A 22,832-nucleotide genomic window follows, 5' to 3' on the forward strand; every position below is an offset into this window, starting at 1 on the left:
TTGACCTCTCAGTGCACACGTAGCGCACACGAATTGAGGAGTGCACACGGCCGTGGCCAGCTTCACTCAATTGCCTTCCGGGAACTGGCGCGTCCAGGTCCGCCGCAAGAACCGCTACGTGTCAGAGACCTTCCGTCGACGCAAGGACGGCGAAGACTGGGCGCTCGATATGGAGCGCAATATCGATCGCAGCGGATCACCAAAGCCCCGCGCCGCTGTCCAAGCCAAAACCTTCGGCGATATCATCGATCTGCACATCGAAGACATGCACGAGGTCGGCCGCCCTCCCCGCCGCTCCAAGGCCGCGGTGTTAGAGGCCCTAAAGGAATCGTTGGGCGCAGTAAAGTTACCCAAGCTCAATCGCGAGCGGCTCATCGAATTCGGTCGACAGCGCGCGAAGGAAGGTGCCGGGCCCGCAACGTTGTCAATCGACTTTTCCTTTATCAGAACCGTCACTACACACGCTGCAGCCGTTCACGGCATTGAAGTTTCGGCCGAAGAGGTTCGATTAGCGCGATATGCGATGAAGCATTTGGGCCTTGTGGGGAAGTCGGAGGAGCGGGACCGACGCCCAACTGAAGACGAGCTCGGTGAACTCATCGAGTATTTTGAAACCAATCCACGACAGGTCATTCCGATGGGGCGGATCGTTCGGTATGCGGTCGCGACAACAATGCGACAGGAAGAAATTTGCCGTCCGGACTGGCCAGACGTAGATATGAAGACGCGGGTATCCTACCCTGCTGGAAATCAGCTACGAGGCAGTCAGCTCAACAGACCGCGGCGCAATGCTATCGCAACACACTGGGCGATCGACGCCGCCCCCAATTTGCGACGTGCATTTTCAAGATGAAAGACGACGGTACGCGGCGCGATCTCGACGAGAACCGCAATATCGGCGACCGTTTTGCCTTGCGCTGTCCATGCAAGGCACTGACGCTCCGCTGGGTCAGCTCGCTTTCGGTAAGCTGCCGCGTGACGAACGGAGCGCCGAGCCGGGCGTCGACGTGGGCATGGAAATACAATCCCGCCTGGTGAATGATGTCCCTCCATTCGCCGGCAAGACGGTCGAGATCGACCTCTCGATCGCTCGTCGCCAACGTGAAGGCCGCTGTCTGTCCGAAACCGCCTCTGATCGGCACGGTGATTCCAGAGCGGATGCCAAAGGTTGCGGCCTCATCAAAGAACTGACGCTGTGCTCGCGACCCCATGGGCGCACGAGCTCTCCCACCCCAGCTAAAGAGGTCGCGCTCGGCCTTGGCACGGAGAACTACGGGATCAAGCTTTTGATATCCAAGATCAAAATAGCGGTCGGTCCAGGACTTCGGGTAGGACGAGATGAGCACGGGCGCCTCGCCGGCCAGGCGCAAATAGGCAAATCGTTGAAAGCCGAGCCTTTGCGCGAGCCGCGCGCCAAGACGTTCGAATGCGTTAACATCGCCCGCCGTCTGGATTGCGTCAGTGAATTCCTGGAACGCGTCCTCGATCGAATTCATTCTGTTTGCGATCGCCAAGCCGTCACCGCCGAGTATATCGAAGCGCCGGATTCGTCGGTTCGATAATTCCTTACAGCACGTTCGGAGCTTTACGACTTTCCATGATATGGGGGCCTGATAAATTGACAACTCAAGAAGTAAAACACTCATGAAGTGAGCGAAACAATGCGCAAATTAGAGAATAAGGTAGCGCTCATCACCGGCGCGTCACGCGGAATCGGTCGCGCGATCGCGGAGGTCTACGGGCGCGAGGGCGCGAAGGTTGTTGTCAACTATGTCTCGAACAAGACTGCAGCGGATGCGACTGCGGATGCAGTAAAGGCGGCTGGAGGCGATGCCGTGGTTTTGCAGGGCGATAGCATGGACCCTGTGGCAGTACGCCGGCTGTTCGAGGAAGGGCAAAAGGCATTCGGAGGTCTGGATATCGTGGTCGCGAATGCTCATCCCGGGATGCCTGGAATCGCTGCAGGAGCGCCAACTCAGCTTTCCGAGGAAGCCATCGACCATCAGTTGAAGGTGCTGAAGGGCTTTATCGTCACGTTTCAAGAAGCTGGCCGTCGTGTGCGCGACAACGGCGTCATCATCAGTCTCTCCTCGGGAACGACCCGACTTGCTGTGCCGGAACACTGCCTATACTCATCTACTAAGCTCGCGATCGAACAGCTGACCCGGGCCCTCTCGCGAGAGGTTGCGATCCGCGGCGTGCGTGCTCTCACTCTGGCCCCCGGACTGATACGTACCGACCGGATCGCGGGCCTAGCGGTCGGTCCGACCGGCTCGGCTCCGGCCCCCGCCATTCCGACCCCTTTCACACGACCGGGTGAACCGGAAGAAGTTGCTGACGCGGCTTTGTTCTTAGCGTCCAATGACGCGCGTTGGGTGAACACGACCACCGTTTACGTGAATGGCGGCGCCGTCTACGCCCAATGATTTTAATCCCCTCGGCGCGATCCCGCTTCATCAACAGCGAGGATCGCAAGATCGGCGAGCGCCATCTACCCTCACCTGACGGCGCGCTGCGCCGCGGCGTTTACTGTGGGTAGCGGAGGATAACGAGACCATAAGACCTCGCCCAGGTCACAAAAGTATGTCCCCACCGGCGGTCGAAGGCACCTCTGAAGCCGTCGTTGGCGGTTATCGCTTCGCGTCAGTCGCCGTCTGCAGGCAAATGTATGAGGATTGACCTGGGTTGACCACCTTGATGCTGGCCTCTCAAGATCATCCGGACAGAGGCCGAGCGCCTCAAGCCGAATGGTGCGTCGCCCATTCGCACAATGCTGCCGCGCTGACCGCATTCCCACCGCATGCGATCACCACGATGTTGTTGCACTTATCGAGCGGAAAGTTGCCATGTTGGACGGCTGCCAGCGCGGCGCCGCAGGCAGGCTCAACCAGAACACGAAGCTCATTTGCAAATGTAAGGCACGATGTGAAGGCGTCTTGATCGGTGACCACAGCAGAGTGGATAGGATGCCTCGTGGTCCAGCGGAAGGCTTCGTCGGACACTTTAAGGGCGCCTAACGATGTTGCTTTCGAGGTAATGCCCCCCAGCGCGACCGGGCGGCCGGCCGCAACGGCCGCAGCAAAGGACTCTGCGCCTTTGGTTTCCGCCGCTATGACGGGCACGTCGCTCCAGCCATGCTTGTGCATCCCCTGTAACACTCCGCATAAGAGCCCGCCACCGCCGACGGACAAAACGACCACGTCGGGTCGCTCGATCTGAAACGCGAGTTCATCAACAAGGGTGCTGTGCCCTTGCCAAAGCACGGGATCATTGAATGGCGATACGTAGACCGCGCCTTCAGCCGCGCAGTGGTCACGTGCTGCTTTATCGGCCTCATCCCAGACCTTGCCCGCTACGTGGACCGTTGCGCCATAGCTCGCGAGCAATTGATGCACGCTCGGCTTCGTGGTCTCGGGGACGAAGATTGTCGCTCGCACTTTGAGGGCCGCAGTGCAATAGGCGAGCGCCAGTCCTGCGTTACCCCCCGATGAGCAGATGAAATGATCAGCGCCGGCGGCAACATGCTGCGCCACGACATGGCCGATGCCTCGGATCTTGAATGACCCCGCGGGCTGATGGCAGTCCATCTTAAACATAATGCGGCGACCTAGCCGCTGATTGATCGTTGGCGACTCAACAACAGGCGTTACATGATGGAAAATCGAATGCATCGTGGGATATCTTTCTGAGATCGCTCGAACCCGTCGCCGCGTTGTTGCAGAACCGCCTGCTTTTCCGCAAATTGGGAATGAGGGAGACATCGTTGCATCAACATCGCAGTCGGGTGATCTAGGAGTTGGAGCCGGCGCCCGACGGTTTTGATTTGCGTTCTTGGCCTGATTCTATTCTGCGCCATAACAGCTCCTTGATGCCTGCAGGGGCGTCGCGCGAGATAAATACGTCCTGGTCGGCATGGTTTTCCGAGATCTCCGGGGCCATTCGGTCAAACATGCTCGTTTCATATGCGCGGATAGCCTGCGCAGCGTCGGGGTACTTTCCCGATGTGAGATTGTCGGCCAGCTCGGCCGCATCCAGCATCGCGAGATTGACACCCCGTCCTGTAAAAAACGGCATCACGTGAGCAGCATCCCCCAGCAACGTGACGTTCGCTCGATCGAGCCAAGCGGCTTGCCTTGGGGGATGTGTGTATAGTGAGCGGGGAATAAACATATCCGGTATCGTCAGCACCTCACGTAGATGCGGCGCCCATCCTTCAAAAATTTGCAACAGGCCTTGGCGGGTCGCATCGAGTTGATTGAAAGCAAACCCACAGCGCTGCGTCCAATCCTCAGGAACGCGCAGAAGCACGTACACCCGAACGCTGCCATTGCCGTTCCGCTGAGCGAGCAACCCCTTGTCGTCCCCCGTCGCCAGAAAAATGCCGGCACCAACAAGCTCAGCCACACGAGGGTGGTGCGCCTCTACTGACGGAATCCATGTTTCCGCAATCGTAATTCCGCAATAATACGGTTTCGTCGTGGAAAGAAACGGCCGAACTTTCGACCAGGCGCCATCACATCCAAACACCAGATCTGCATCTACGTGCCGCCCGTCCGCAAACATCAATCGCAGATTTCCCTGCGCAGACCGCTCGACGCTCTCTAACGGCCACCCCCATTGTATCGTCTCGGCATCCAGTGAGTCGATCAGCAGGCTGCGCAGCACGGCCCGATCGATTTCCGGACGTGTTTCCGCCTCATCTTTCGGCTGCAGATCCACGACCATCTTGCCATGCTTGTCCACGACTTTGATGGCTTGCCCTTCCGGTCGACATGCCGCGACGAACTCCTCGTGCAGACCAGCTCTACGCAAGGCGAGTTGGCCCGAGTCTTCATGCAGATCAAGTGAACCGCCCTGGTTACGCGCCGTGCTCGACGGCTCCATTTCGAAGACGCGTACGTCGGCACCTTTCTGTTGTAGGAGCCGCGCTAGCGTCAGGCCGCATGGTCCTGCGCCGATAATGGCAATCTTCTTGTCATTCAGGAGCGATGAGGACCCGCCCACGAGATGAACATTGCTGGCAGATTTTTTGGTCATATTTTCTCTCTGTCTTGCTTCATCCGGCCATTTGCACGATCAACCGTGCCGTTTAGGCGCCCACCTGGTACACAGCGCTCGGTCGCTTTTCGAACCGCTCGTACCAGGCGGTCAGCCGCGGGTAGCCTTCGGTAAGAGCGGTGTTCATCCGAACTCTGAACGCCTGGGTGAAGGAGAAGAGAGTGATATCCGCGATGGTCGGTCGTTCCCCCGCCAGGAAGGGCTTATCGCCGAGATGTGCTTCGAGAAGGCTAAGCTGCTGAGCGACGATCCCCTGCACGGCCTCAGCCACGGCCGGAACCTGATCAACGTTCTTTGCGAACATGGGGTTGGAGTGCTTAAGCATCACACCTGAAACGATCGCGAGATCGCTGGCGATCCTTTCGAGTGCTCGGACCCTTCCTCGCATCTCTGGCGTGCCGCCGATCATTGTCGGAGCCGGACACTTGTCCTCTAGATATTCAACAATGGCCGACGACTCAGCGAGGAATGTTCCATCATCCAACTCCAAAACCGGTATAAGGCCCGCTGGATTCTTCGCACGGAACGCCGCGCTCTTGTGCTCGCCTGATGCCAGGTCAACCTCAACGAGTTCGAGGTCAAGACCCTTCTCCGCAAGATAGATGGTCACCCGACGGCAATTCGACCCCACTCTGTTTCCGTGCAACCTCATGCTCTGCCCCGCCTCCGCTCCGTGTTGGCTCCAGGTCGACGCAAGCGATACTGCGTCTCCGAAGTTCTGATTTGCGCCGAGCGTACCAGCCATGGATATCGGCGGAAGTAGTAAATGACCGAACTCGACGTTAGAGATTCACGAAGCGAACGGACCAATAGGCAACCTATTTTCGAGATGGGAATGATCGCTCTTTCGACGGCCGCTTCTGTTGCATTCCCGCCCCGACGCGATTGCCGATGGGTCCTTCTTTCCGCCAATCGCGTTAGCGGGCTCGGCTGGTTCGCTCGCCAAAGGCAGCGTTCTGCCCGAATAGGAGTCCGCCTCAACACCTCCGAGCCCATGGGCCGCGAGGCAGAGATCCAGGAATTCTTCCACGATCGAGCTCGACCGTTTGTTGGTGCGCTGGACGATGCTCAAGGTCTGTTGGAACGAGACGCCATTCAGGGGGACGATGTCTAACTCGCGGCGCCGGACCTCCGCCGCCACTGCCGACGCCGCGATGCAGCTGAGGCCCAGCCCACGCATCACGGCAGCCTTCAAGAGTTCATTGCTACCGACGGTCATGACGACATGGGGCGCAACCGGCCAATCAGCGACAGCTGTCTCGAAAGACCGACGCGTGCTCGATCCATGCTCGCGCAGGATCCACTTCGCTTCGCCGAGAGCCGCGGGGTCGGTGCTTCTCGCGAGCGGATGGTCCGGCGCCGCGATGATCACCAGCGAATCTCTTCGCCAAACACGAACATCGAGCGAGGAATCGGTGACACGCCCTTCGACAATCGCCGCGTCCACCGCATGCTCCGCCACCAGGTTGACGACGTCGTCCGTGTTGCGAACTTGCACCGTGATCTCGGTTTGGGGGTGCCTCAGCGCGAAATCATCGAGCAGTGGCGGCAAGATATAGTTGCCGACCGTCGTTGAAGCGCCGATACAAAGCACCGATCGGCTGCGGTGTCGCAACGTCAGCGCATGCGCCTCACGCACGAGCTTTTTCGCGTCAGGCAGCAGTGCGCGGCCGTCGGCCGACAGCCGCATCTTGCGTGATGATCGATCGAACATTTCCTTACCGAGCGCGGCCTCGACATCTCGAATAGCATCGCTCAGGGTCGCCGCGGAGAGGCCGAGTATCCGGCCGGCGGCCGCCAGATTCTCGTGGTCGCCCACCGTCGCGAAGATATTCAGCTGGCGAAACGTGAGATGTCTCATTTCGACGATCGATTCCGTGGCAGTTCGATTATTCCATGAAAGGGAGCTGACCCACTGATTTGAGCTTGGCAGGCATGACAGCCACTACCGGCCGGCGGCGCGCGCGGATGTGACCTCAACGGCAATCTGATAGAGCATGGGGTTGCCGCGGATCCATGGGCTGTAGAAACGCTGGCGATGGATCTTCCAGCCGTCTGGATAGCGGCGCGAGTCAAATTGATAACGGCCGCCCAGCGACACGCTACGATCACCGCGGTCGTTGTTTAGAAAATGCTCAGCATAGAGATAGGAGTTGGTTACGGCTTTGTCGCCATCGATCGTGTGCACCATATTCGTGACATGATGTTGAGCAGTGTCAAAGCCCTCGATCACCGCGCGCTGCAAGGCCAGAAAGTTGTCTATCCCGGTAATCACTTGGCGGGCCTCAGGCGGGGCCGCGCCATGCTCGCGGAAGTCGAAGGCGACATCATCCACGAACGACGTCCGGTAGGCAGGCCAGTCGCGCGCATCCAGCGCATGCATCGTTTTGAAGATCAATTCGTCTAGCGCGCGCTTGTCCAGCAGGTCCTTCAAGGGATCGGTCATCGTCGTCCTTTCGCTGATCATTTTGGATTTGCGCCGCTGTCCGGCCCTCGGAAGCGCGGCGGCCACCTGACGCCGAAATCAGAGCGAGCAACGCACGAACTGCCCGCTCTTCATGATCATCGGGATGTTGCGCGCCGCGTCCTCGAAAAGTCCGAGATCCGCAAAGGGATCGCCTTCCAAAACAAGGATGTCGGCAAGAGCGTCTGGGCGAATGCACCCGAGCTCGCCACTCTTTTGGAGAATTTCCGCACCGATAGAGGTGGCCGAGCGCAACACGTCGATCGCCGGCGAAACTTCGCCCCGCAATTTCAGTTCGCCTCCTTGCATGACGTGAAACTCCTCGCCGAAGAGATCGGTGCCGATTCCGAGCTTTACGCCGGCCCGAGTCAGATTTTCGATGGAGCGTGCCATAAGCGTGATGATGCCCTTGACTTTCTCGACGCCAGCGGGGGGTAGCCCCACCCGCGCACCGTGCCGCTCGAGGAGCGCGGCGGGCGACAGCGTGGGAACGACGTAGGTGCCGTGCTCTGCAAGGAGGGCCGCCGTCTCCGGACTTATGTCTGTTCCGTGCTCCACAGTACGCACGCCGAGGGCGGCGCAGCGGCGCGCCGCATCGTCGGTATGTGCGTGCGCCATCACGTAGACGCGGCGTGTACCGGCTTCCTGGACCGCTGCCAGGATCTCGTCGTCGGTGAACTGGGGCATCCACATCGGGTCGGTCGGCGAGGTGACGCCCCCAGACAGCATCAGCTTGATCTGCGTGGCGCCTTTACGCAGCTCTTCGCGGACAACGAGCCGCACGGCGTCGGCCCCATCCACGACCAGTCCGGTACAGCCGGCGTAGCCGGCGCAACCGCATTGCGGGACATAATCAGCTGGACGGTTGTCCGAATGACCTCCGGTCTGCGACAACGCCTTCCCAGAGAAGAAGAAGCGAGGCCCCTCGATAACCCCCCGTTCGATCGCCAGATGCAGACCGACGTCGCCACCCCCCGCATCGCGCACGCTGGTGAACCCTCGGTGCAACGCGCCCTTCAACCATCTGACCGCATGGGACGTTAGCAAGGACGCCGGCAGATGATCCGCAACAGGCAAATTGTACGTCGGTGAACAAGCGTGGACGTGGCAGTCGATCAGTCCGGGAATCAGATAGCGGTTGCGACAATCGATGACACGGGCGTCGCTGAGGCGCACAGCGCCCGATGTCACATCCCGAATCCGATCGCCTTCAATGACCACCGCGCCATTCTCAATGATATTTTCGGAGACCCCGTCAAAAATGCGCGCGTTGCTTAGCACTGTAATCACAGCCCATCTCCCCTGCTGACGCGCGCTTGCGAGTCGTATGCCGGCGAGCGCTTACCCGGTCTTAGAGTCGCCTCAAGCGAGGCCAAGCACAAACGCGGCGTGACGTAGCTCAGTAATCTGATCATGGCAGCCTGCTTCAGGTGCTTGAGGTGAAGGCTTGGGGTTCGACATCGCTGGGGCACGAGGCGCCCTGAACGGGTTCGAACTTCGTAGGATAGGGACCCAGCGACAAGAGACAGAGACCGGATGCGACCAGGGCGCCTGCGCAGGCTAAGAGGCCCGTCGTATAGCTGCCGGATAGATCATAAGATCGACCAAGCAGCGCTGGCCCTCCACCGGCTCCGATCGCGAAGATGCCGAATAAGATGCCGTAGATAGATCCGTAGCGGCGCAGGCCGATGTACCTGGCGACCAGATAGGCCAGAATGTCATACTCCACGCCGGCGGCGAGGCCGATCAATACAATGGCGGCGCCTGCACTGGTGTCCGTCACCACGGACGCTGACAGCAGCACGCAGCCCGAGGCGGCGCTGAGCAACATGATCATAGCCAAGGCTGGGACCCAGAAGCGATCCATCAACCAACCGCCAGCAAGACGGCCCACAACGATGGAGAGGCCAATGAGCGCCGCCACATTTACGATCACGCGCGCATCGAGCTGCTTGGTGTTGAGAATCGCTTCGATGTTTGGCACGGGTGCGCCGATCCCAAAACCCATGCCAATAAAGGCGACGATCAGCACCCAGAAAGCCCAACTTCGCAAGGCATCCCTGACGCTGAGCCCCGTATCACCCATCACGACAACGCCTTTCGGTCCTGTCCAGCTTCTTGGGAACCCCCACCACACGAGCGGCGCCGCAAACAAAACCGGCAGAGCACCGATGGCAACCAGGGCAACGCGCCAACCGAAGGCGGCGATCAGCCATGCCGCAAAAGGTTTCACCAGCAAAGCGAAGACGCCTGATCCTGCCAACACCAAGCCAAGCGCGAGCCCACGACGCCGGCTAAAAGCGCCGCTGATCACGCGCGTGAAAGATATGGCACTTGCCCCGAGACCGGTGACGCACATAGCGACCCAAGCGGCATAATAGACCGTCATGGAGCCGTCGGAGGCGGCAAGCCCCATATAACTGACTCCCATACCAACCAGCGAGACCATCGTGATCAGGCGGGGCCCTCTCCGATCGATGAATGCTCCGATAAAGGTGCCGAAGACAAGGATCATGACCGTGGCAAGCAGCAGCCCACCCAGAATGGCAGCTTGACTCCAGCCGAAGACGCGCTGGAACGTCGGCGCGAAAGCGCCAATGCTGAAGAATGGAAGCGTCGGGAATCCAACAGCCGATCCGACAAACGCAGCAAGCAGCAGGCGCCAGTTTGCTTTGAGCTCGGAATAGTCCCGCGTCGAAGTCATCCCATTTCCTCCCCTTAGTCTCGTCGATCGCAATTGCAGTTTTTCAAGACTCCCCCGGTCGGATGGAGACAGGAGTTGCCGGCTGCTCAAACATCCAGCTCGATCACGTTCGTCGCCGGCCGGGCGCAGCAGATAAGCACCTTGCCGCTCTCCAAGGGCACCGATGGCTGCGGGTCGTACTGGACAGCACCGGCCATGATCGCGCACTCGCAACTCTGGCAAAGACCGGAGCGGCAGGCATAAGCAGGGCTCAGGCCCGCGGCCTCCGCCAGGTCCAGCAAGGTCTGGCCATCGTCCGCATGCCACTCGGCGGTTACCCCGGAGCGGATGAAACGCACCGCCGCCTTCTCGATCAGGGCCGCCTGCCCTTCGTTCGCCGCTCTTTTGACGACGAATGCCTCGGAACGAATGTCGGCGGGTTTCACACCGATCGCCAGCAGTGAATCCCGCACCAGATCCTGGAAGCTCTCTGGGCCACAGACGTAGGCCTCCGTCTCCTGTCCGGGAAACGGCAGCTCCCGGCCAAACAGGTTGAGCGGATAAGGCGCCCCGAAAATCTCACGCAGATCCTCCGCCGCCGGGCGACCCGCGCGGTCGTAGTCAACACCAACGCGATCCGCGGGATCAGGCCGCGTGTAATAGATGATCCGGCGAACATCCGGGAGCTGCGCCAGCAGCGCGGAGATCTCCTGCTTGAACGGGTGAGCCCGCCCATTCACGGCCACCTGCATCCACACCAGGGGCGGCGCGCCCTGCCCCCGCTCGATGTAGCCCTTCAGCATCATTATCATCGGTGTGACACCGATACCTGCACTGAACAGCGCGATACGGCGGTGACCGCTGCGATTGAGGACGAACTGACCTGCGGGTGGACGACACCAGATGGCGTCTCCCACCTGCAACTGCTTGTGCATGCGGCGAGATCCGGCGCCACCTTCTATGACCTTGATGCTAATGCGGTAAAGGCGCCGTTGCAGGTCGACGTCACTGATGCTCCAGGTGCGCACCAGGTCCGGCTCGCCCTCGCGCTGGGTCTTGACGCTCAAAAATTGGCCTGGCGCCGGGGGAGCCAGGGGCTGATCGTCATCAGGCTGCAAGTGGAACGAACGGATCCCCTCGACCTCGTCGTTAGCGTTCGCCAAGATGAACCGGCGCCACCCTCGCCAGCGGCCGACACGCATGCGCTCGCGATCCTCGATCAGCGCAATTCGGCGGCGGACTGCTCCCGCCGCCTTTTTGCCGAGGGCCGGGATCGCCAAAGTGGCGCTCAGCTGCTCCACGCTTTCGATCGAGGTCGACAGCAGCAGCCGCGACAGGTCGGCGACGGTGATGTTTTCAGGCTGTGGAGAGGAAACCTCGATTGCGTCACCGAGCGAGACCAGGCCCGGCTTGAGCACCGCCAGATGGAAACCAACGCGCCCCGTCTCCATCATACGCAAAAGGATGGAGTCCGGTTGACCGATGCGCCAAGCCACCTTGAAACAAGGAATCCGCGGCGACGTGACCTCAAACTCGGCAGTACCGATCTTGACCAGGTCCCCGATGCGCAGCATTTCTTCGTCTACGCCATCAACCGTCAGATTCTCTCCCCACCAGGCCCAGTTCCATGCATCGCGAGCCACGCCGAGTTCACGCGTCCAGAAATCGTAATGCGCGGCAGGAAACGCCAGCATGTGCTCGGTGTGTACAGCGGTCGAATTGTCGACCGGTCCTTCGGGACCGATTTGCAGTGGCCCCTCGATGGGGTCGCGGACGATCGACGTCATCAGCTGCCGGCCGCGAATCTCGGTCGGGACGGGATGAGCGCTGCTGAGGGCGATGATCCTTGGCGTGCGAGGCGCCTCCGAAGATTTGCCACTAAGGCGTGTTTGGGGCACGACGACTCTTCATCTCTGCTAGCTTGGAAATTGTTCGCGATCCCCGAATATTCTGCGTAATCATTCACTGCTACAACTCGCTTTTGGAGCACGCTCGAGAGCGCTCCCGAAGGGAGGTCTAGACAGCAGGAAATTCAGCAAAACAAACGATCCACGGCGCCTTCCGGTTCGACAATCGAGGTGTCTGCTCGCATTTTGGATTAGGCGAGAGTTTACGGATGCGAGGAGAACGCTACAGCGTATCGCGCCCACGCCGAAAGCGGCTCAGCTGCACCAGTATCCTACGATCACCAACGCCCCGATCGCAAAGGAACCCTCATCCAGCTCTGCCCGTCGGGCAGCGCAAGACGCTCATCAGCGAACCCGTGATCTGCTCGGTATTGTGCGCGGATTGCCGAGGGTAACGGCTGCCAAGAGCGAAATACGACATCGCCCACATCGTTGAGCGACCATCGCATGTTGAGCGCGAGGAGCGACAATCGGCTCGGCGGGCCTTCGGGTTTGCCGCCACTGACCCAATCGGCCTCTCTTGATTTCAAGCAAAAGATGCCGAGTAACAACACTTCCTCAGAGAGCGAGGTCACACCTTCATCAACAATCGATTGGGTTCACCGCACCACGCTCAGCGCAAAATTTGCAAATCCTTTGGATCGAATGAGATAGGGCACGAGGAGGATCAGTGCTTCGGTACCACGCGCGCTATCGATCCTTCCAAGATCCTCAATGGAGCGATCCGACCAGCCGAGGTCGCGCAGTAACTCCCTCGTGACCGCCTTCGCAGCGTCATCATTTCCGGACACAAAGACGGTCGCTGGCGATTTCAGCAGATCGGGATTCGCCATCACGGGCGACAACACGGTATTAAGCGTCTTGACCACGAAGGTCTCAGGTAATGCTGCCTGAAGGACTTCCGCCAAGCTTGAGTTGGGGTAAAGCAAGGCACTCGGAATTCCATCCGGACCACGTACCGTTGCGTTAGCAACATCGATCAGCACCTTTCCCTTCAACTCTGCGCGAAGAACTGAAAGGCACTCAACGCTACTCGCCCCGGGCGTAGCGTTGATAACAACCGAGGCATCGCGCGATGCCTCGGCCAGGCTGGCGAACATCGCGTTAGGTCCCGTCCATTTGCCGCGCGCCGTTTCTGGGTTTCGCACGCCGAGTTTCAAAGAATGCCCGGCCGCAGCCAAACCGGTGGCAAGCGTCGCTCCTACTCGACCAGATCCGAAAATTGCAATATTCCGCATTTTAGAACGTGCCTTTGTTGATTGACCGAAACAGAATTTGTGAATTCGCGCTTCGAGGAGCACCACACTCTCACGCTGTTTTAAAACCAATCACACCAATCGGACGTGACTTCGAATGATGTGTGTCTATGGCGCGCTCGGATGGGGACGCGATCCCAGCACTACCGACAGGCACAAAGAACCGCGTTTGCATCGGCTTCTGGTTCAGCGCCAAGCAAGCATCTTTTGGAACACGGTTCAGTGCGCAGCGCACACTCGCCGAGTGTTCGCCTCCGCGACCGCTCTCCAAGTTCGCTTATCGGCTATCTTTCCCCTTTTGTATTCGCAACTCGGGAAACTCCTCTTCTCGGAACTCCTGGCCACGCAACGGGCTGATGCCATTGGCGTCCTGTTCAAGCTTGCGCAGCTGGACGCGGCGGATCTTGCCAGAGATTGTTTTGGGAAGTTCGGAGACGATTTCGAGGCGCCGAATACGCTTGAATGGCGCAAGCCGCGCATTCAGGTGCTGGAAGATTGATAGTACAGTATCGCGTGAACATTCGGCACTTGAAACGAGCAGTACGAAAGCCTTGGGCACCGCGAGGCGTACAGGATCCGGGCTGGGGACCACCGCCGCTTCCGCGACGACCTCGTGCTCAAGCAGAACGCTCTCCAGTTCGAACGGGCTGATGCGATAGTCCGAGGACTTAAACACATCGTCAGATCGTCCTATGAAGGTGAGATAGCCGTCCTCATCTGCAACGGCGACGTCGCCGCTGCGGTAAAGCAGGCCGTTGACGCCGGAAAGTCTGTCGTCCTCGGTTTGGTAGCCCTGCATGAGTCCAGCCGGCCTGCCCGCGTTGAGCCGAAACGTGATCTCGCCCTCGGCTGCGGGATGACCATCAGCATCGCTAATCTGCACTTGATAACCGGGCAGCGGGCGCCCCATAGATCCGATCTTGATCTTCTGACCAGGAGAATTGCCAGCCAGCGCCGTGGTCTCCGTTTGGCCGTATCCATCGCGGATGGTGAGCCCCCACGCGGCACGTACCCGATCGATCACTTCCGGATTGAGTGGCTCGCCTGCGCCACAGACCTCACGCAAGCTCACCTTGAAGGAGCCAAGGTCCTCCTGAATGAAGTGACGCCAGACCGTCGGCGGTGCGCATAGCGTGGTCACGCCGAAACGGCCGATGGCCTCGAGCAATGCTTTTGCTTCGAAGCGGCCTTGATTGAAGACGAATACGGTAGCCCCCGCATTCCAGGGCGCGAAGAAGCAACTCCAGGCATGCTTGGCCCAGCCCGGCGAAGAGATATTGAGGTGAATGTCGCCGGGTCTGAGGCCAAGCCAGTACATGGTCGAAAGATGGCCGACTGGATAGCTGCGTTGGCTATGGCGCACGAGCTTGGGTTTGGCCGTGGTGCCCGAGGTGAAGTAGAGCAGCATCGGATCGGTTGGCAGCGTCGGCCCGTCCGGGACGAAACTCTCCGATGCGTGCGCAACCTCTTCGTAGGCAAGCCAGCCAGGCTGCGATGTCGCCCCAACCGCGATGCGGACGAGGTTGTTCGTCGTCAGGCTACCGAATTTGTCCAGTTGGTCCTGCCCTGCGACCACCGCTGTAGCTCTCCCGCGCTCCAATCGATCCCTCAGTTCCTCAGGCGTCAGTAACGTCGTTGCAGGAATGACGACCACACCAAGCTTGATGGCCGCCAGCATGGTCTCCCATAACGGCACAACATTACCGAGCAGCAGCAGCAGATGGTCGCCGCGTCGCAGGCCCTGCGCTCGCAGGAAGTTCGCGACCTGATTGGAGCGGCGCGACAACTCCGCAAAGGTGAGCTTATGCTTCGTGACCTGGCCAGCATCGACGATCCACAGAGCTGCGCGGTCCCTGCTCTCTTCTCTCGTGGCAAGATCGGCATCGAACCACTCCAATGCCCAATTGAAGGGGACAGGATCAGGCCAACGGAATCCCTTCACCGCTGTGTCGTAATCGGTTCGATGCTTCAGCAAAAACGTGCGCGCGTCCTGGAACGTTGTCATCATACTTTTCCTGCAAAAGTGCCTTTGGCGCGTTCGACCTTCATCAGAAGCAGGTCCCGATGCGAATTCCCGTGGGGGTCGACCGAAATGGGCCGCCTAGCACAAGCTAGGCGGCCCAAGTCAGGGAGGAGCAGAACTGACCGGCCTGCTAGCGGAGGCGTCTTCGATCTATGGAGTGCGTGGCCACGCCGCCGAGCCGTTGACTCGATGCCGTGAGCGGCTCCGGACATCTTCGGATTGTCGTACCAAGCTAGGTGTTTAGAACTTCACCGTAATGCCGGAGTATAGAGATGATCCCCTGCAATTGAGCGACAGGCACGCCAGATTGGAAGTGTCGTCAAGCCCCAGAAGATTGCGCCAATACTTGTAAGCGACCCACACGTCGACGAAATGAGAATACTTGGGACCCCACAGCACTTTGCTGGCGTCCAACGTCAAGCGGACCGGCTCGCCATTGTACTCGGTTATGGTGGGAGCAATGAGGGCCGCTGGAAGGACGCCTGGTTTCGCGCCCCTGCCCATGGGGCCAATGATGGTGAAGTTGCCACTGACGGAGAGCGGGATCGACTCAGGCAAGAAACCCAACGGCATGTAATAGCTCATGAAAACGGACCATGTCGGGTCGAAGTCGAGCCATCCGTTGGGAGCTCCCGGAAATGCCGGTGCGAATGATATCGCCGCATAGCTCCCGGAGTACTGCCAAGCCTTGTACATTTGCGGCGTAATGTTGAAGTACCCCTTGTAGGGCAAAGCGAAGTCGAATTGGAGGCCTGCGGTAATCGAGTTTCGGTTGATTGCGGAGAATGTATTCTTGAACTGCACGCCGCCTCCGACCGCGAGCGAGACGTTCTGTAGCGGCCCGGCTGAGAACGCTTTGGTGTCAAATACTTGATTGAAACCAAGCGTGCTCCTGAGAAAGCCGTGGAATTCCAGTGAGCCGGCACAGCCTTGATTTGGTAGCCTACAAGATGCAGCTACGTCGCCCTGTTGGTTTTTGGCCAATAGGCCGTTAAAAGAGTTGGTACCGTATGCCCAAGCGTCAAAGTGCGTAAACGCTGCTACGTTCTTCCCTCCCGGAGCCAACGGAGTGTTAGCCTCAAACAAATATGCGTAAGTTAACCGGTTGTCATTCACGGAAAAAAAGGGAGCATCGACAACCGGTACAGCCTTCACCGGCTTATCAGGCCAATCCGCCGCGTTGACAAAGCCTATTGGGCCAAGCATCGTCGCGGACAACATCGCCAGTGCGATCCTCCAATGACAGCAAGACACGTGATATCCCCCATGTAACGTTGTTTGAGTAAAGCGTTTTGGTTACGCCAGCGGCGACGTCGCTCGGCGAGAGGATTCTTAAGTCACCGAAACTGTCCTCTCTCAGTGGTTCGGTCTTAGTCTTCAGCAATACGATCAGCCGCTTCCAACGCTACGATCTGTCCGGTCGCGACTAGCGCGCACCAAAGCTTCCCCACCGCTTTCACGAGGTAGTCGAGCGCTCTGAGAACCGCTGCTTTGATTGAACTGCGCGGAGGCGACTTGATCCATTTGAACCCTCAAGCTGCCGCCTCGCTGGCCAGATTGTATCGCTCGCGAACTCTCCCTTCATTATTGTTTTGTCGCTGAGCGATCGAACGTCACTCCGTTTTCATGCGCACAGGGTAGCGATTGCTCGCCATTTCGGTACTCGCATCAGGCTCTCGCGTTATTTCCTGCAAATGCTGCCGTTGACCGCAGAGCCGGCCACACCTGCTCACATTTCGGCTGTCGAGAATCCGCCTGCCTCCAGTCGGCCTGCACACCAAACAGATTGCTTAAGTCGGCGCCGACTCCTGACCCGAGCGGATGAAAGTCCCATCACGAATGATGCAATCCCTATGCGTCCTCGAGCTACGGAGCTCCCAACATTCGCACGGCCATTGGCACGACTTCCCCGCCCCTCAGCTAGACCGTTGCCGCGTGCGTCGCCGAACATGAAGGTCGAGTTCGGGCATGGCAACCGTCGGGAAGACCGTCGAAAGAACATCAGAGCAATGCGTACAGTGACGTCCGCTGGATCAACGGATACCCTTGACGACAGCCAGAAAAGGTACGAGCATTTCTCATATGAGGTCATCACGCTCCAAAAAGGTTGGCACGCAGCGGCTGAACCCCAGAAAAACGCCCGCTCAAACCCGCGCGGCCCTAACGGTGGATACGATACTCGAGGGTGCGGCCGATATTCTTGAACGTTACGGCTTTGACGGCTACACGACGAACGAGATCGCGGCTCGTGCCGGAGTAAGCATAGGGTCGCTTTACCAGTATTTTCCAAACAAAGACGCAATTACCATCGCACTCATCGAGCGCGAGACGACCAGTATGGTCGACGCCGTCTTGGCAGCGCTCGCCTTAACCCCGCCGAGACAGGCACTGCGGGAGGTGTTTAAGGCGGCCGTCCTAAACCAGGTACGACGTCCACTGTTGGCAAGATTGCTGGATTTCGAGGAAGTTCGATTGGCATCGCTCATGCCAGCGTCGCGCGCCGGCACAATCATCCGAGCTTCGCTAGAAGAGTTCCTACGGAAGAGCTTCGGTCTCTCAATGTCCGCATCTGAAGCGACGGCTATGGACATAGTCGAGATTGCCAAGGCGCTAAATTACGCCAGCGGCCGACGAGGAGAGGTCGATGCATCCTCTCTAACGCGCTCTATCGAGGCGGCGGTGTGGGGTTATTTGGACATGAAGGTGAAGTTGGCTCAGCAGCAAACGGGGCACCTTCGAAAGATCGATTCCCAGGCGTCAGATCCGGGAAATCCGCGGGACTATAAAGGCGGAGTGCGAAATGCGCACCATCGTCAGCGGCTCGCTGATGATGAACACCGTCACAAGTAGTGACTGGGTCAAGACCTAAGATTTCGTCGAAACGCTTTTATGACCGGGACCACGCGCGGATTGGATGCACGGCATTCTCCGCCGCCTAACAGGCGCGCGGCGTTCCTAGACAACGGCGCAATGCTTACGATCCTCTTTTGAGAACGCGCTTTTCAATACTAAACCGAGGGAGAGCGGCTGATCGCGAGCCGCGGGCCGTCCAGAGTGGCAAACGAATAGCACGACCTCTCACGCAGCATCACCACTTGGATAAGTGTGAACTTCCTTCGGTATATTTCCTCAGGCTGATTTGAGGTCGCTTCACGACGGACAATGTGAGCTTTCATTTTATAGCTGCACGTTTCCCGCTGCTTGCCCCGCTCCAAAGCGCGCGAATGGGATCGCTTGTAACGCGAGTACTACAATCGCACACAAGCACGCACAATACAGCGCGGATCTAGCCAAGCACGCTGCCCCACAGACTGAGCTAGGTTCGCTCTTCTCGATGAGGGTGGAACGCCCTCGAATGGGTTTTGCATAGGCTCACATGTTCATCTTGATCAGCGCGCCTGCATTCTTCAATGCGGCGTTCGGCACCTTACAATCATAAAATGCTGCACACTGTTCGCTCCTTTCGGGGTATGGTTGTCTCACCACATCATTTGGCGAGCCAGACGGGGCTCGACGTCCTCAAAGATGGTGGTGACGCAATCGAGGCGGCAGTTGCCGTCGCCGCCTGCCTGGCAGTCGTCTACCCTCACATGACGGGCCTTGGTGGGGATGGATTTTGGCTAATAGCCGAACCTGACGGTCGTACGCGTACGATCGACGCCTCTGGGCGCTCGGCGAGTCGCGCAAATCTCGGATTGTATGAGAATTTAGCCGAGATACCTCGCCGCGGACCGCTAGCCGCCAACACGATGGCAGGAGCCGTCTCTGGATGGGCTGCAGCCCTCGAGGCGAGCCCTCGCCGCCTTTTATCTCCCTCGCGGCTGCTTCGTGACGCCATTCAATACGCGGAGCACGGTGTAGCGCTCACCCGCGACGGCGCCCAGATCGCGGCCGATAAGAGCCCGGAGTTGAGGAATCTTCCCGGTGCCTACGCAAGCATTTTCGAGCGTGCGGGGCGACCCATGGTGGAAGGCGAACGCTTTCGGCAGCCCGCCCTCGCGGCGTCTCTCCGCCGCATGGCCTCCGAGGGACTTGGAACTTTCTATAACGGTCCCCTTGCTACGATGATTGCGTCCGATCTGGAGGCGCTGGGAAGTCCGCTTACAGCGGCCGACTTCGCCGAGCATTTGGTGGATCGCCCTGAACCGCTTTCGGTAGAAATTTCCGGCGCCCGGCTCTTCAACACCGCTCCACCAACTCAGGGTCTCGCGTCGTTGCTCATTCTAGCTCTGTTCGACCGCATTCACGCAGACAAGCCAGAAAGCTTTGCGCATTTGCATGGTCTCGTCGAGGCCACGAAGCAAGCTTTCTTGGTGAGGGACACGCATGTGGGCGATCCGGCCTGGATGAAGCTAAATCCGCAGGCGCTCCTGGATGACAGCGATGCCCTCGACAAAATGGCGGCTCGAATCGAAAGTCACCGTGCCTTTGCCTTGGCCTCAGCCCCCTTCTGCCGGCGACACCACTTGGTTCGGGGTGATCGACAATGAAGGTCGGACTGTAAGTGCAATCCAGAGCACCTACTTCGAGTTTGGCTCCGGGCTTGTTCTGCCACGCTCCGGCATTGTATGGCAGAATCGAGGGAGCAGTTTCCGGTTGTCGTGCGGCGGTTGGAATGCCCTAGAACCGCGCAGAAAGCCGTTCCATACCTTGACTCCGGGCCTGGCCCGTTTCCAAGACGGACGGGTGATGACTTACGGCACAATGGGAGGCGAAGGCCAGCCACAGACGCAAGGGGCAATTTTCACGCGCTATGCCCGCTTTGGCATGCCCTTACAGCAGGCGATCACGGCACCCCGCTGGCTGCTCGGGCGCGCTTGGGGGGACGCTAGCACTTCCCTAAAATTGGAGGACCGCTTCGACCCGGAACTTTATGAGGCACTCCGCGAAGCCGGTCATGAGGTTGAGCTCGTCGGTCCTTTCACGTCTCAGATGGGCCACGCCGGTGCGATCGTTCGGCATCCCGATGGCCTCCTTGAGGGCGCGTGCGATCCTAGAAGCGATGGGTGCGTGGCGGCATGGTGATCTATAGTGCGCCAGGCATAGATCATTCTTGTTTCGCAGTGGAGGGATGCGAGCGACGACATCCGTCGTCCCGATTGGGGCCGTCGGATTCGACTAACGTCTTTAATCCCTGAGGGGCACATCTGTCTTGTAACCCACGCATCTTCTGTATTCGGCGAGAATGAACACGCTCGTCGTATTCTTGGAGTTGCAGGGAGTTGATAAGAGCCGGAATCGTCCACGACATCGTCGGTCCGGACCCTTTCCGAGTTCAGCGCTTGTTGAAGAGACCAGCCATCTGCCGCGAACGTCGAACGACGCATCCAGAAACTCACCCGCTGGATGGCGGGATTCAGTTAGAGAGCCTGGTTAAGAAATTGAACCAGGCGCGGCGCGAGGCTCGCGTCCTCGCCTGACGAAAAATCAAGGGATTGTCCAAACCAAAAGTGCGAGGCACCAAGTATCTTGTGTGTTCGAACAGTGAAGCGAGCCTGTTGCAAGGCGCGCACGAACGACTCCGACTGTGCGGGATCCACGAATTCGTCCGACGTGCCCCAGCTCACAAACACCGACATTCGGTTCTTGTCGTAAGTGACATGCCGCAATGGCGATGCCTCGAAATAGCTCTGCTGATCCTCATAGGGGTCTGTGCCGATAAGATTGCGCGTCATACTCCATTCGGGATCCGGATTGCGACTGAGATCATCCTGCCATTGTCTGAAGAGATCGAATACTCCGTAGACAGCCACCAGCACCTTTACACCAGCTGGTGTTGAGGCGAACGCATCGCCGGGATGCCCTCCACCGAAAGCAGTCGTGTCGCCTCCAAGCGCTGCTAGTGCGGCAAGATGCGCCCCTGCCGACGCACCTAGAAGCCCGATGCGCTGTGGATCGATGGATAGTTCGGCCCCTGAGCCGCGAATAAACCGAACGGCCGCGACGACATCCTGCACCGCCTCGGGAAAGGCCTTGCGGGTTGCAGTCGCAAGGCGATAATCGATAACGAATAGGCCATATCCGCGAGAGGCGAGATAAATGCCCCATTGACGAAGGCTGGCCCGTGCGCAAATGCGCCAACCTCCTCCGGGCACACCTATCAAGATCGGAAAAAGGCCATCTCCCTTGGGAAGGTAGAGATCACCACGCAGCTCTACTCCGTCGCGGGAACAGTACGTTACGTCTTCTCTGCAGATGTAGTCCTGCATGTCGGGCACTCTCATTTCATGCCCTTGTTCGCCTTGGACGCCGTAACATAGCTCAGCATTGAACACCCAGTCGAAATCATCCGAGCCTCTCTGATCGCTATACCGACGATAACACTTTCGATCATCATTTTCAGATCAGTGTGAGCGGCTGCTCGCGATTTGAATACTCGCATTTCCCAATTTTCACCCACGCCTGTTCTGCCCTGCGGATGGGCCGCATTCCCATTGAAGCCACTATGCGTGCTCACATTGCAGATCTTCAAAACGTGTTGAAGCTGAAGCTATGACACCTGAGCCTCGAACTTGCAGGCTTCAATTAATAGAAGTACTGAATGCTCGAAGCGAGGCGCGATGAAGCCGGCGATGCATCGCATCGAGATGGATGGAATTTGCCATGCACAAAAAATCTAGCCGAAGCTTTTTAGAGCCCAGGAAGAAGCCGGTTCAAGCGCGCTCGGCGGCAACAGTCGCCACCATCATTGAAGCTGCGGCATGCATACTAGAACAGAGAGGATTGGCGGGTTACACCACACATGCCATTGCCAACCTCGCAAGAGTGAGTCCGGGGTCTATCTATCAGTACTTCCCGAGTAGAGACGCGATCACTCGAGCCTTGATAGAGCGCGAAACAGACTTGCTGCTCGGCGACTTTGGCGAATTGAATGCCTTCTCGAGCGGGCGAGAGGGTCTAGGGGCTCTCATCAGTGCGGTGGTAAACCGGCAACTGAAGCGGCCAACGCTTACGTGTCTGCTTAACATCGAACGAAGAAGACTACTTGCAGATGACGGGGACAAACGCCTCAAGAACGAACTCGTCCGCATTTTTCGGACTTGCTTGGAAAGATCTGACCTGCCGTCAACTGCTCGACATTCCTCCGCAGCTGCCGATTTGATCGCAATCACTAGCGGCATAGTCGATTCTGCGGCGCAGAGAGGCGATGCAAATGCAACGCTTTTGATCTCCCGCGTCAGAAGGGCGATCTTTGGATATCTCCAGATCACATACGACGGCTTGGAGTAGCTAGATCAACCAGGAAGAGGGCGAGCGCGTGCGTGCCGAGACGCTCAAGGCTTATCAGCAGCCGCTGTCGGGATGCTACGCTCCTTCCGAACTTTGGGACGACGGAATGATCGATCCTGATGATACCCGAAACGCGCTCGGTATCGCCATCACCGCTTCGCTCAACGCGCCGCTGGCGGATGCCGGCTATGGGGGCTTTCGTTTTTGACCC

At 58.7% G+C, this 22,832-nt stretch carries 18 protein-coding genes and 2 pseudogenes; 6 read left to right on the forward strand and 14 right to left on the reverse strand.

What is annotated here, in order from left to right:
* The first annotated feature begins 52 nt into the window (after nt 1–52).
* On the forward strand, nt 53–853 hold the full coding sequence (locus RAD10_RS17245; protein WP_461618459.1) for a hypothetical protein: 801 nt from the start codon (nt 53–55) through the stop codon (nt 851–853).
* Here RAD10_RS17245 and RAD10_RS17250 read toward each other — a convergent pair.
* Together RAD10_RS17250 and RAD10_RS17255 are read right to left on the reverse strand one after the other, a co-directional pair.
* Nucleotides 766–1,053, reverse strand: a complete 288-nt coding sequence (locus RAD10_RS17250; protein ID WP_461618579.1) for a helix-turn-helix domain-containing protein — start codon at nt 1,051–1,053, stop codon at nt 766–768. The genes RAD10_RS17245 and RAD10_RS17250 overlap by 88 nt on opposite strands.
* Nucleotides 1,054–1,070: 17 nt before the next feature.
* A pseudogene (locus tag RAD10_RS17255) lies at nt 1,071–1,646 on the reverse strand (autoinducer binding domain-containing protein); the annotation flags it as partial.
* Nucleotides 1,647–1,661: 15 nt separating this feature from the next.
* Here RAD10_RS17255 and RAD10_RS17260 point away from each other — a divergent pair.
* On the forward strand, nt 1,662–2,426 hold the full coding sequence (locus RAD10_RS17260; protein ID WP_092252198.1) for an SDR family oxidoreductase: 765 nt from the start codon (nt 1,662–1,664) through the stop codon (nt 2,424–2,426).
* 312 nt (nt 2,427–2,738) lie between these two features.
* Here RAD10_RS17260 and RAD10_RS17265 read toward each other — a convergent pair whose 3' ends face one another.
* From RAD10_RS17265 to RAD10_RS17315, 11 genes are all read right to left on the reverse strand, one after another.
* Nucleotides 2,739–3,671 carry a pyridoxal-phosphate dependent enzyme gene (locus tag RAD10_RS17265; protein WP_461618460.1) on the reverse strand — a complete coding sequence of 311 codons (933 nt, stop codon included), beginning with the start codon at nt 3,669–3,671 and terminating at the stop codon, nt 2,739–2,741.
* A gap of 118 nt (nt 3,672–3,789) precedes the next feature.
* Nucleotides 3,790–5,037 carry an FAD-dependent oxidoreductase gene (locus RAD10_RS17270; RefSeq protein ID WP_461618461.1) on the reverse strand — a complete coding sequence of 416 codons (1,248 nt, stop codon included), beginning with the start codon at nt 5,035–5,037 and terminating at the stop codon, nt 3,790–3,792.
* Nucleotides 5,038–5,089: 52 nt separating this feature from the next.
* The gene (locus RAD10_RS17275) at nt 5,090–5,803 is read right to left on the reverse strand and encodes a glutathione S-transferase family protein (protein ID WP_244550587.1); all 714 of its coding nucleotides are present in this window, start codon (nt 5,801–5,803) and stop codon (nt 5,090–5,092) included.
* A 45-nt stretch (nt 5,804–5,848) separates the two neighbouring features.
* Nucleotides 5,849–6,919 carry a LysR family transcriptional regulator gene (locus tag RAD10_RS17280; protein ID WP_461618462.1) on the reverse strand — a complete coding sequence of 357 codons (1,071 nt, stop codon included), beginning with the start codon at nt 6,917–6,919 and terminating at the stop codon, nt 5,849–5,851.
* A gap of 84 nt (nt 6,920–7,003) precedes the next feature.
* Nucleotides 7,004–7,504, reverse strand: coding sequence for a nuclear transport factor 2 family protein (locus tag RAD10_RS17285; protein ID WP_092253015.1), 501 nt, complete (start codon nt 7,502–7,504; stop codon nt 7,004–7,006).
* A 78-nt stretch (nt 7,505–7,582) separates the two neighbouring features.
* Entirely contained in the window at nt 7,583–8,812 is a 1,230-nt protein-coding gene (locus tag RAD10_RS17290) for a metal-dependent hydrolase family protein (RefSeq protein WP_461618463.1), read from the reverse strand.
* A gap of 136 nt (nt 8,813–8,948) precedes the next feature.
* Nucleotides 8,949–10,226, reverse strand: coding sequence for an MFS transporter (locus tag RAD10_RS17295; protein ID WP_092252188.1), 1,278 nt, complete (start codon nt 10,224–10,226; stop codon nt 8,949–8,951).
* Between the two features lie 86 nt (nt 10,227–10,312).
* Nucleotides 10,313–11,992, reverse strand: a complete 1,680-nt coding sequence (locus RAD10_RS17300) for an MOSC domain-containing protein (protein WP_461618464.1) — start codon at nt 11,990–11,992, stop codon at nt 10,313–10,315.
* A gap of 719 nt (nt 11,993–12,711) precedes the next feature.
* Nucleotides 12,712–13,440, reverse strand: coding sequence for an NADPH-dependent F420 reductase (locus tag RAD10_RS17305; RefSeq protein WP_461618465.1), 729 nt, complete (start codon nt 13,438–13,440; stop codon nt 12,712–12,714).
* Between the two features lie 205 nt (nt 13,441–13,645).
* Complete coding sequence (locus RAD10_RS17310) at nt 13,646–15,373, reverse strand: AMP-binding protein (protein ID WP_461618580.1); 1,728 nt, start codon at nt 15,371–15,373, stop codon at nt 13,646–13,648.
* A 258-nt stretch (nt 15,374–15,631) separates the two neighbouring features.
* Nucleotides 15,632–16,612, reverse strand: a complete 981-nt coding sequence (locus RAD10_RS17315; protein WP_461618466.1) for a hypothetical protein — start codon at nt 16,610–16,612, stop codon at nt 15,632–15,634.
* A gap of 861 nt (nt 16,613–17,473) precedes the next feature.
* Between RAD10_RS17315 and RAD10_RS17320 the strand changes: the two genes are divergently transcribed.
* On the forward strand, nt 17,474–18,241 hold the full coding sequence (locus tag RAD10_RS17320; RefSeq protein WP_461618467.1) for a TetR/AcrR family transcriptional regulator: 768 nt from the start codon (nt 17,474–17,476) through the stop codon (nt 18,239–18,241).
* A gap of 590 nt (nt 18,242–18,831) precedes the next feature.
* Nucleotides 18,832–20,416 (forward strand): annotated as a pseudogene (locus tag RAD10_RS17325) (gamma-glutamyltransferase family protein).
* A gap of 335 nt (nt 20,417–20,751) precedes the next feature.
* Here the strand turns inward: RAD10_RS17325 and RAD10_RS17330 are convergent.
* Nucleotides 20,752–21,600, reverse strand: coding sequence for an alpha/beta hydrolase family protein (locus tag RAD10_RS17330; RefSeq protein WP_461618468.1), 849 nt, complete (start codon nt 21,598–21,600; stop codon nt 20,752–20,754).
* A gap of 382 nt (nt 21,601–21,982) precedes the next feature.
* Between RAD10_RS17330 and RAD10_RS17335 the strand changes: the two genes are divergently transcribed.
* Together RAD10_RS17335 and RAD10_RS17340 are read left to right on the forward strand one after the other, a co-directional pair.
* Nucleotides 21,983–22,621, forward strand: coding sequence for a TetR/AcrR family transcriptional regulator (locus tag RAD10_RS17335; protein WP_461618469.1), 639 nt, complete (start codon nt 21,983–21,985; stop codon nt 22,619–22,621).
* Nucleotides 22,622–22,649: 28 nt separating this feature from the next.
* Nucleotides 22,650–22,829 carry a hypothetical protein gene (locus RAD10_RS17340; protein WP_461618470.1) on the forward strand — a complete coding sequence of 60 codons (180 nt, stop codon included), beginning with the start codon at nt 22,650–22,652 and terminating at the stop codon, nt 22,827–22,829.
* Nucleotides 22,830–22,832: the final 3 nt, after the last annotated feature.

Source organism: Bradyrhizobium sp. 23AC, assembly GCF_054863025.1.

Bases quoted from the DNA above. Each gene is read 5' to 3' on its own strand.
- RAD10_RS17250 (WP_461618579.1), bottom strand. From the start codon at position 1,053: ATGGAGGGACATCATTCACCAGGCGGGATTGTATTTCCATGCCCACGT.
- RAD10_RS17260 (WP_092252198.1), top strand. From the start codon at position 1,662: ATGCGCAAATTAGAGAATAAGGTAGCGCTCATCACCGGCGCGTCACGC.
- RAD10_RS17265 (WP_461618460.1), bottom strand. From the start codon at position 3,671: ATGCATTCGATTTTCCATCATGTAACGCCTGTTGTTGAGTCGCCAACG.
- RAD10_RS17270 (WP_461618461.1), bottom strand. From the start codon at position 5,037: ATGACCAAAAAATCTGCCAGCAATGTTCATCTCGTGGGCGGGTCCTCA.
- RAD10_RS17275 (WP_244550587.1), bottom strand. From the start codon at position 5,803: ATGGCTGGTACGCTCGGCGCAAATCAGAACTTCGGAGACGCAGTATCG.
- RAD10_RS17280 (WP_461618462.1), bottom strand. From the start codon at position 6,919: ATGAGACATCTCACGTTTCGCCAGCTGAATATCTTCGCGACGGTGGGC.
- RAD10_RS17285 (WP_092253015.1), bottom strand. From the start codon at position 7,504: ATGACCGATCCCTTGAAGGACCTGCTGGACAAGCGCGCGCTAGACGAA.
- RAD10_RS17295 (WP_092252188.1), bottom strand. From the start codon at position 10,226: ATGACTTCGACGCGGGACTATTCCGAGCTCAAAGCAAACTGGCGCCTG.
- RAD10_RS17300 (WP_461618464.1), bottom strand. From the start codon at position 11,992: ATGACGTCGATCGTCCGCGACCCCATCGAGGGGCCACTGCAAATCGGT.
- RAD10_RS17310 (WP_461618580.1), bottom strand. From the start codon at position 15,373: ATGACAACGTTCCAGGACGCGCGCACGTTTTTGCTGAAGCATCGAACC.
- RAD10_RS17315 (WP_461618466.1), bottom strand. From the start codon at position 16,612: ATGTTGTCCGCGACGATGCTTGGCCCAATAGGCTTTGTCAACGCGGCG.
- RAD10_RS17320 (WP_461618467.1), top strand. From the start codon at position 17,474: ATGAGGTCATCACGCTCCAAAAAGGTTGGCACGCAGCGGCTGAACCCC.
- RAD10_RS17330 (WP_461618468.1), bottom strand. From the start codon at position 21,600: ATGCAGGACTACATCTGCAGAGAAGACGTAACGTACTGTTCCCGCGAC.
- RAD10_RS17335 (WP_461618469.1), top strand. From the start codon at position 21,983: ATGGAATTTGCCATGCACAAAAAATCTAGCCGAAGCTTTTTAGAGCCC.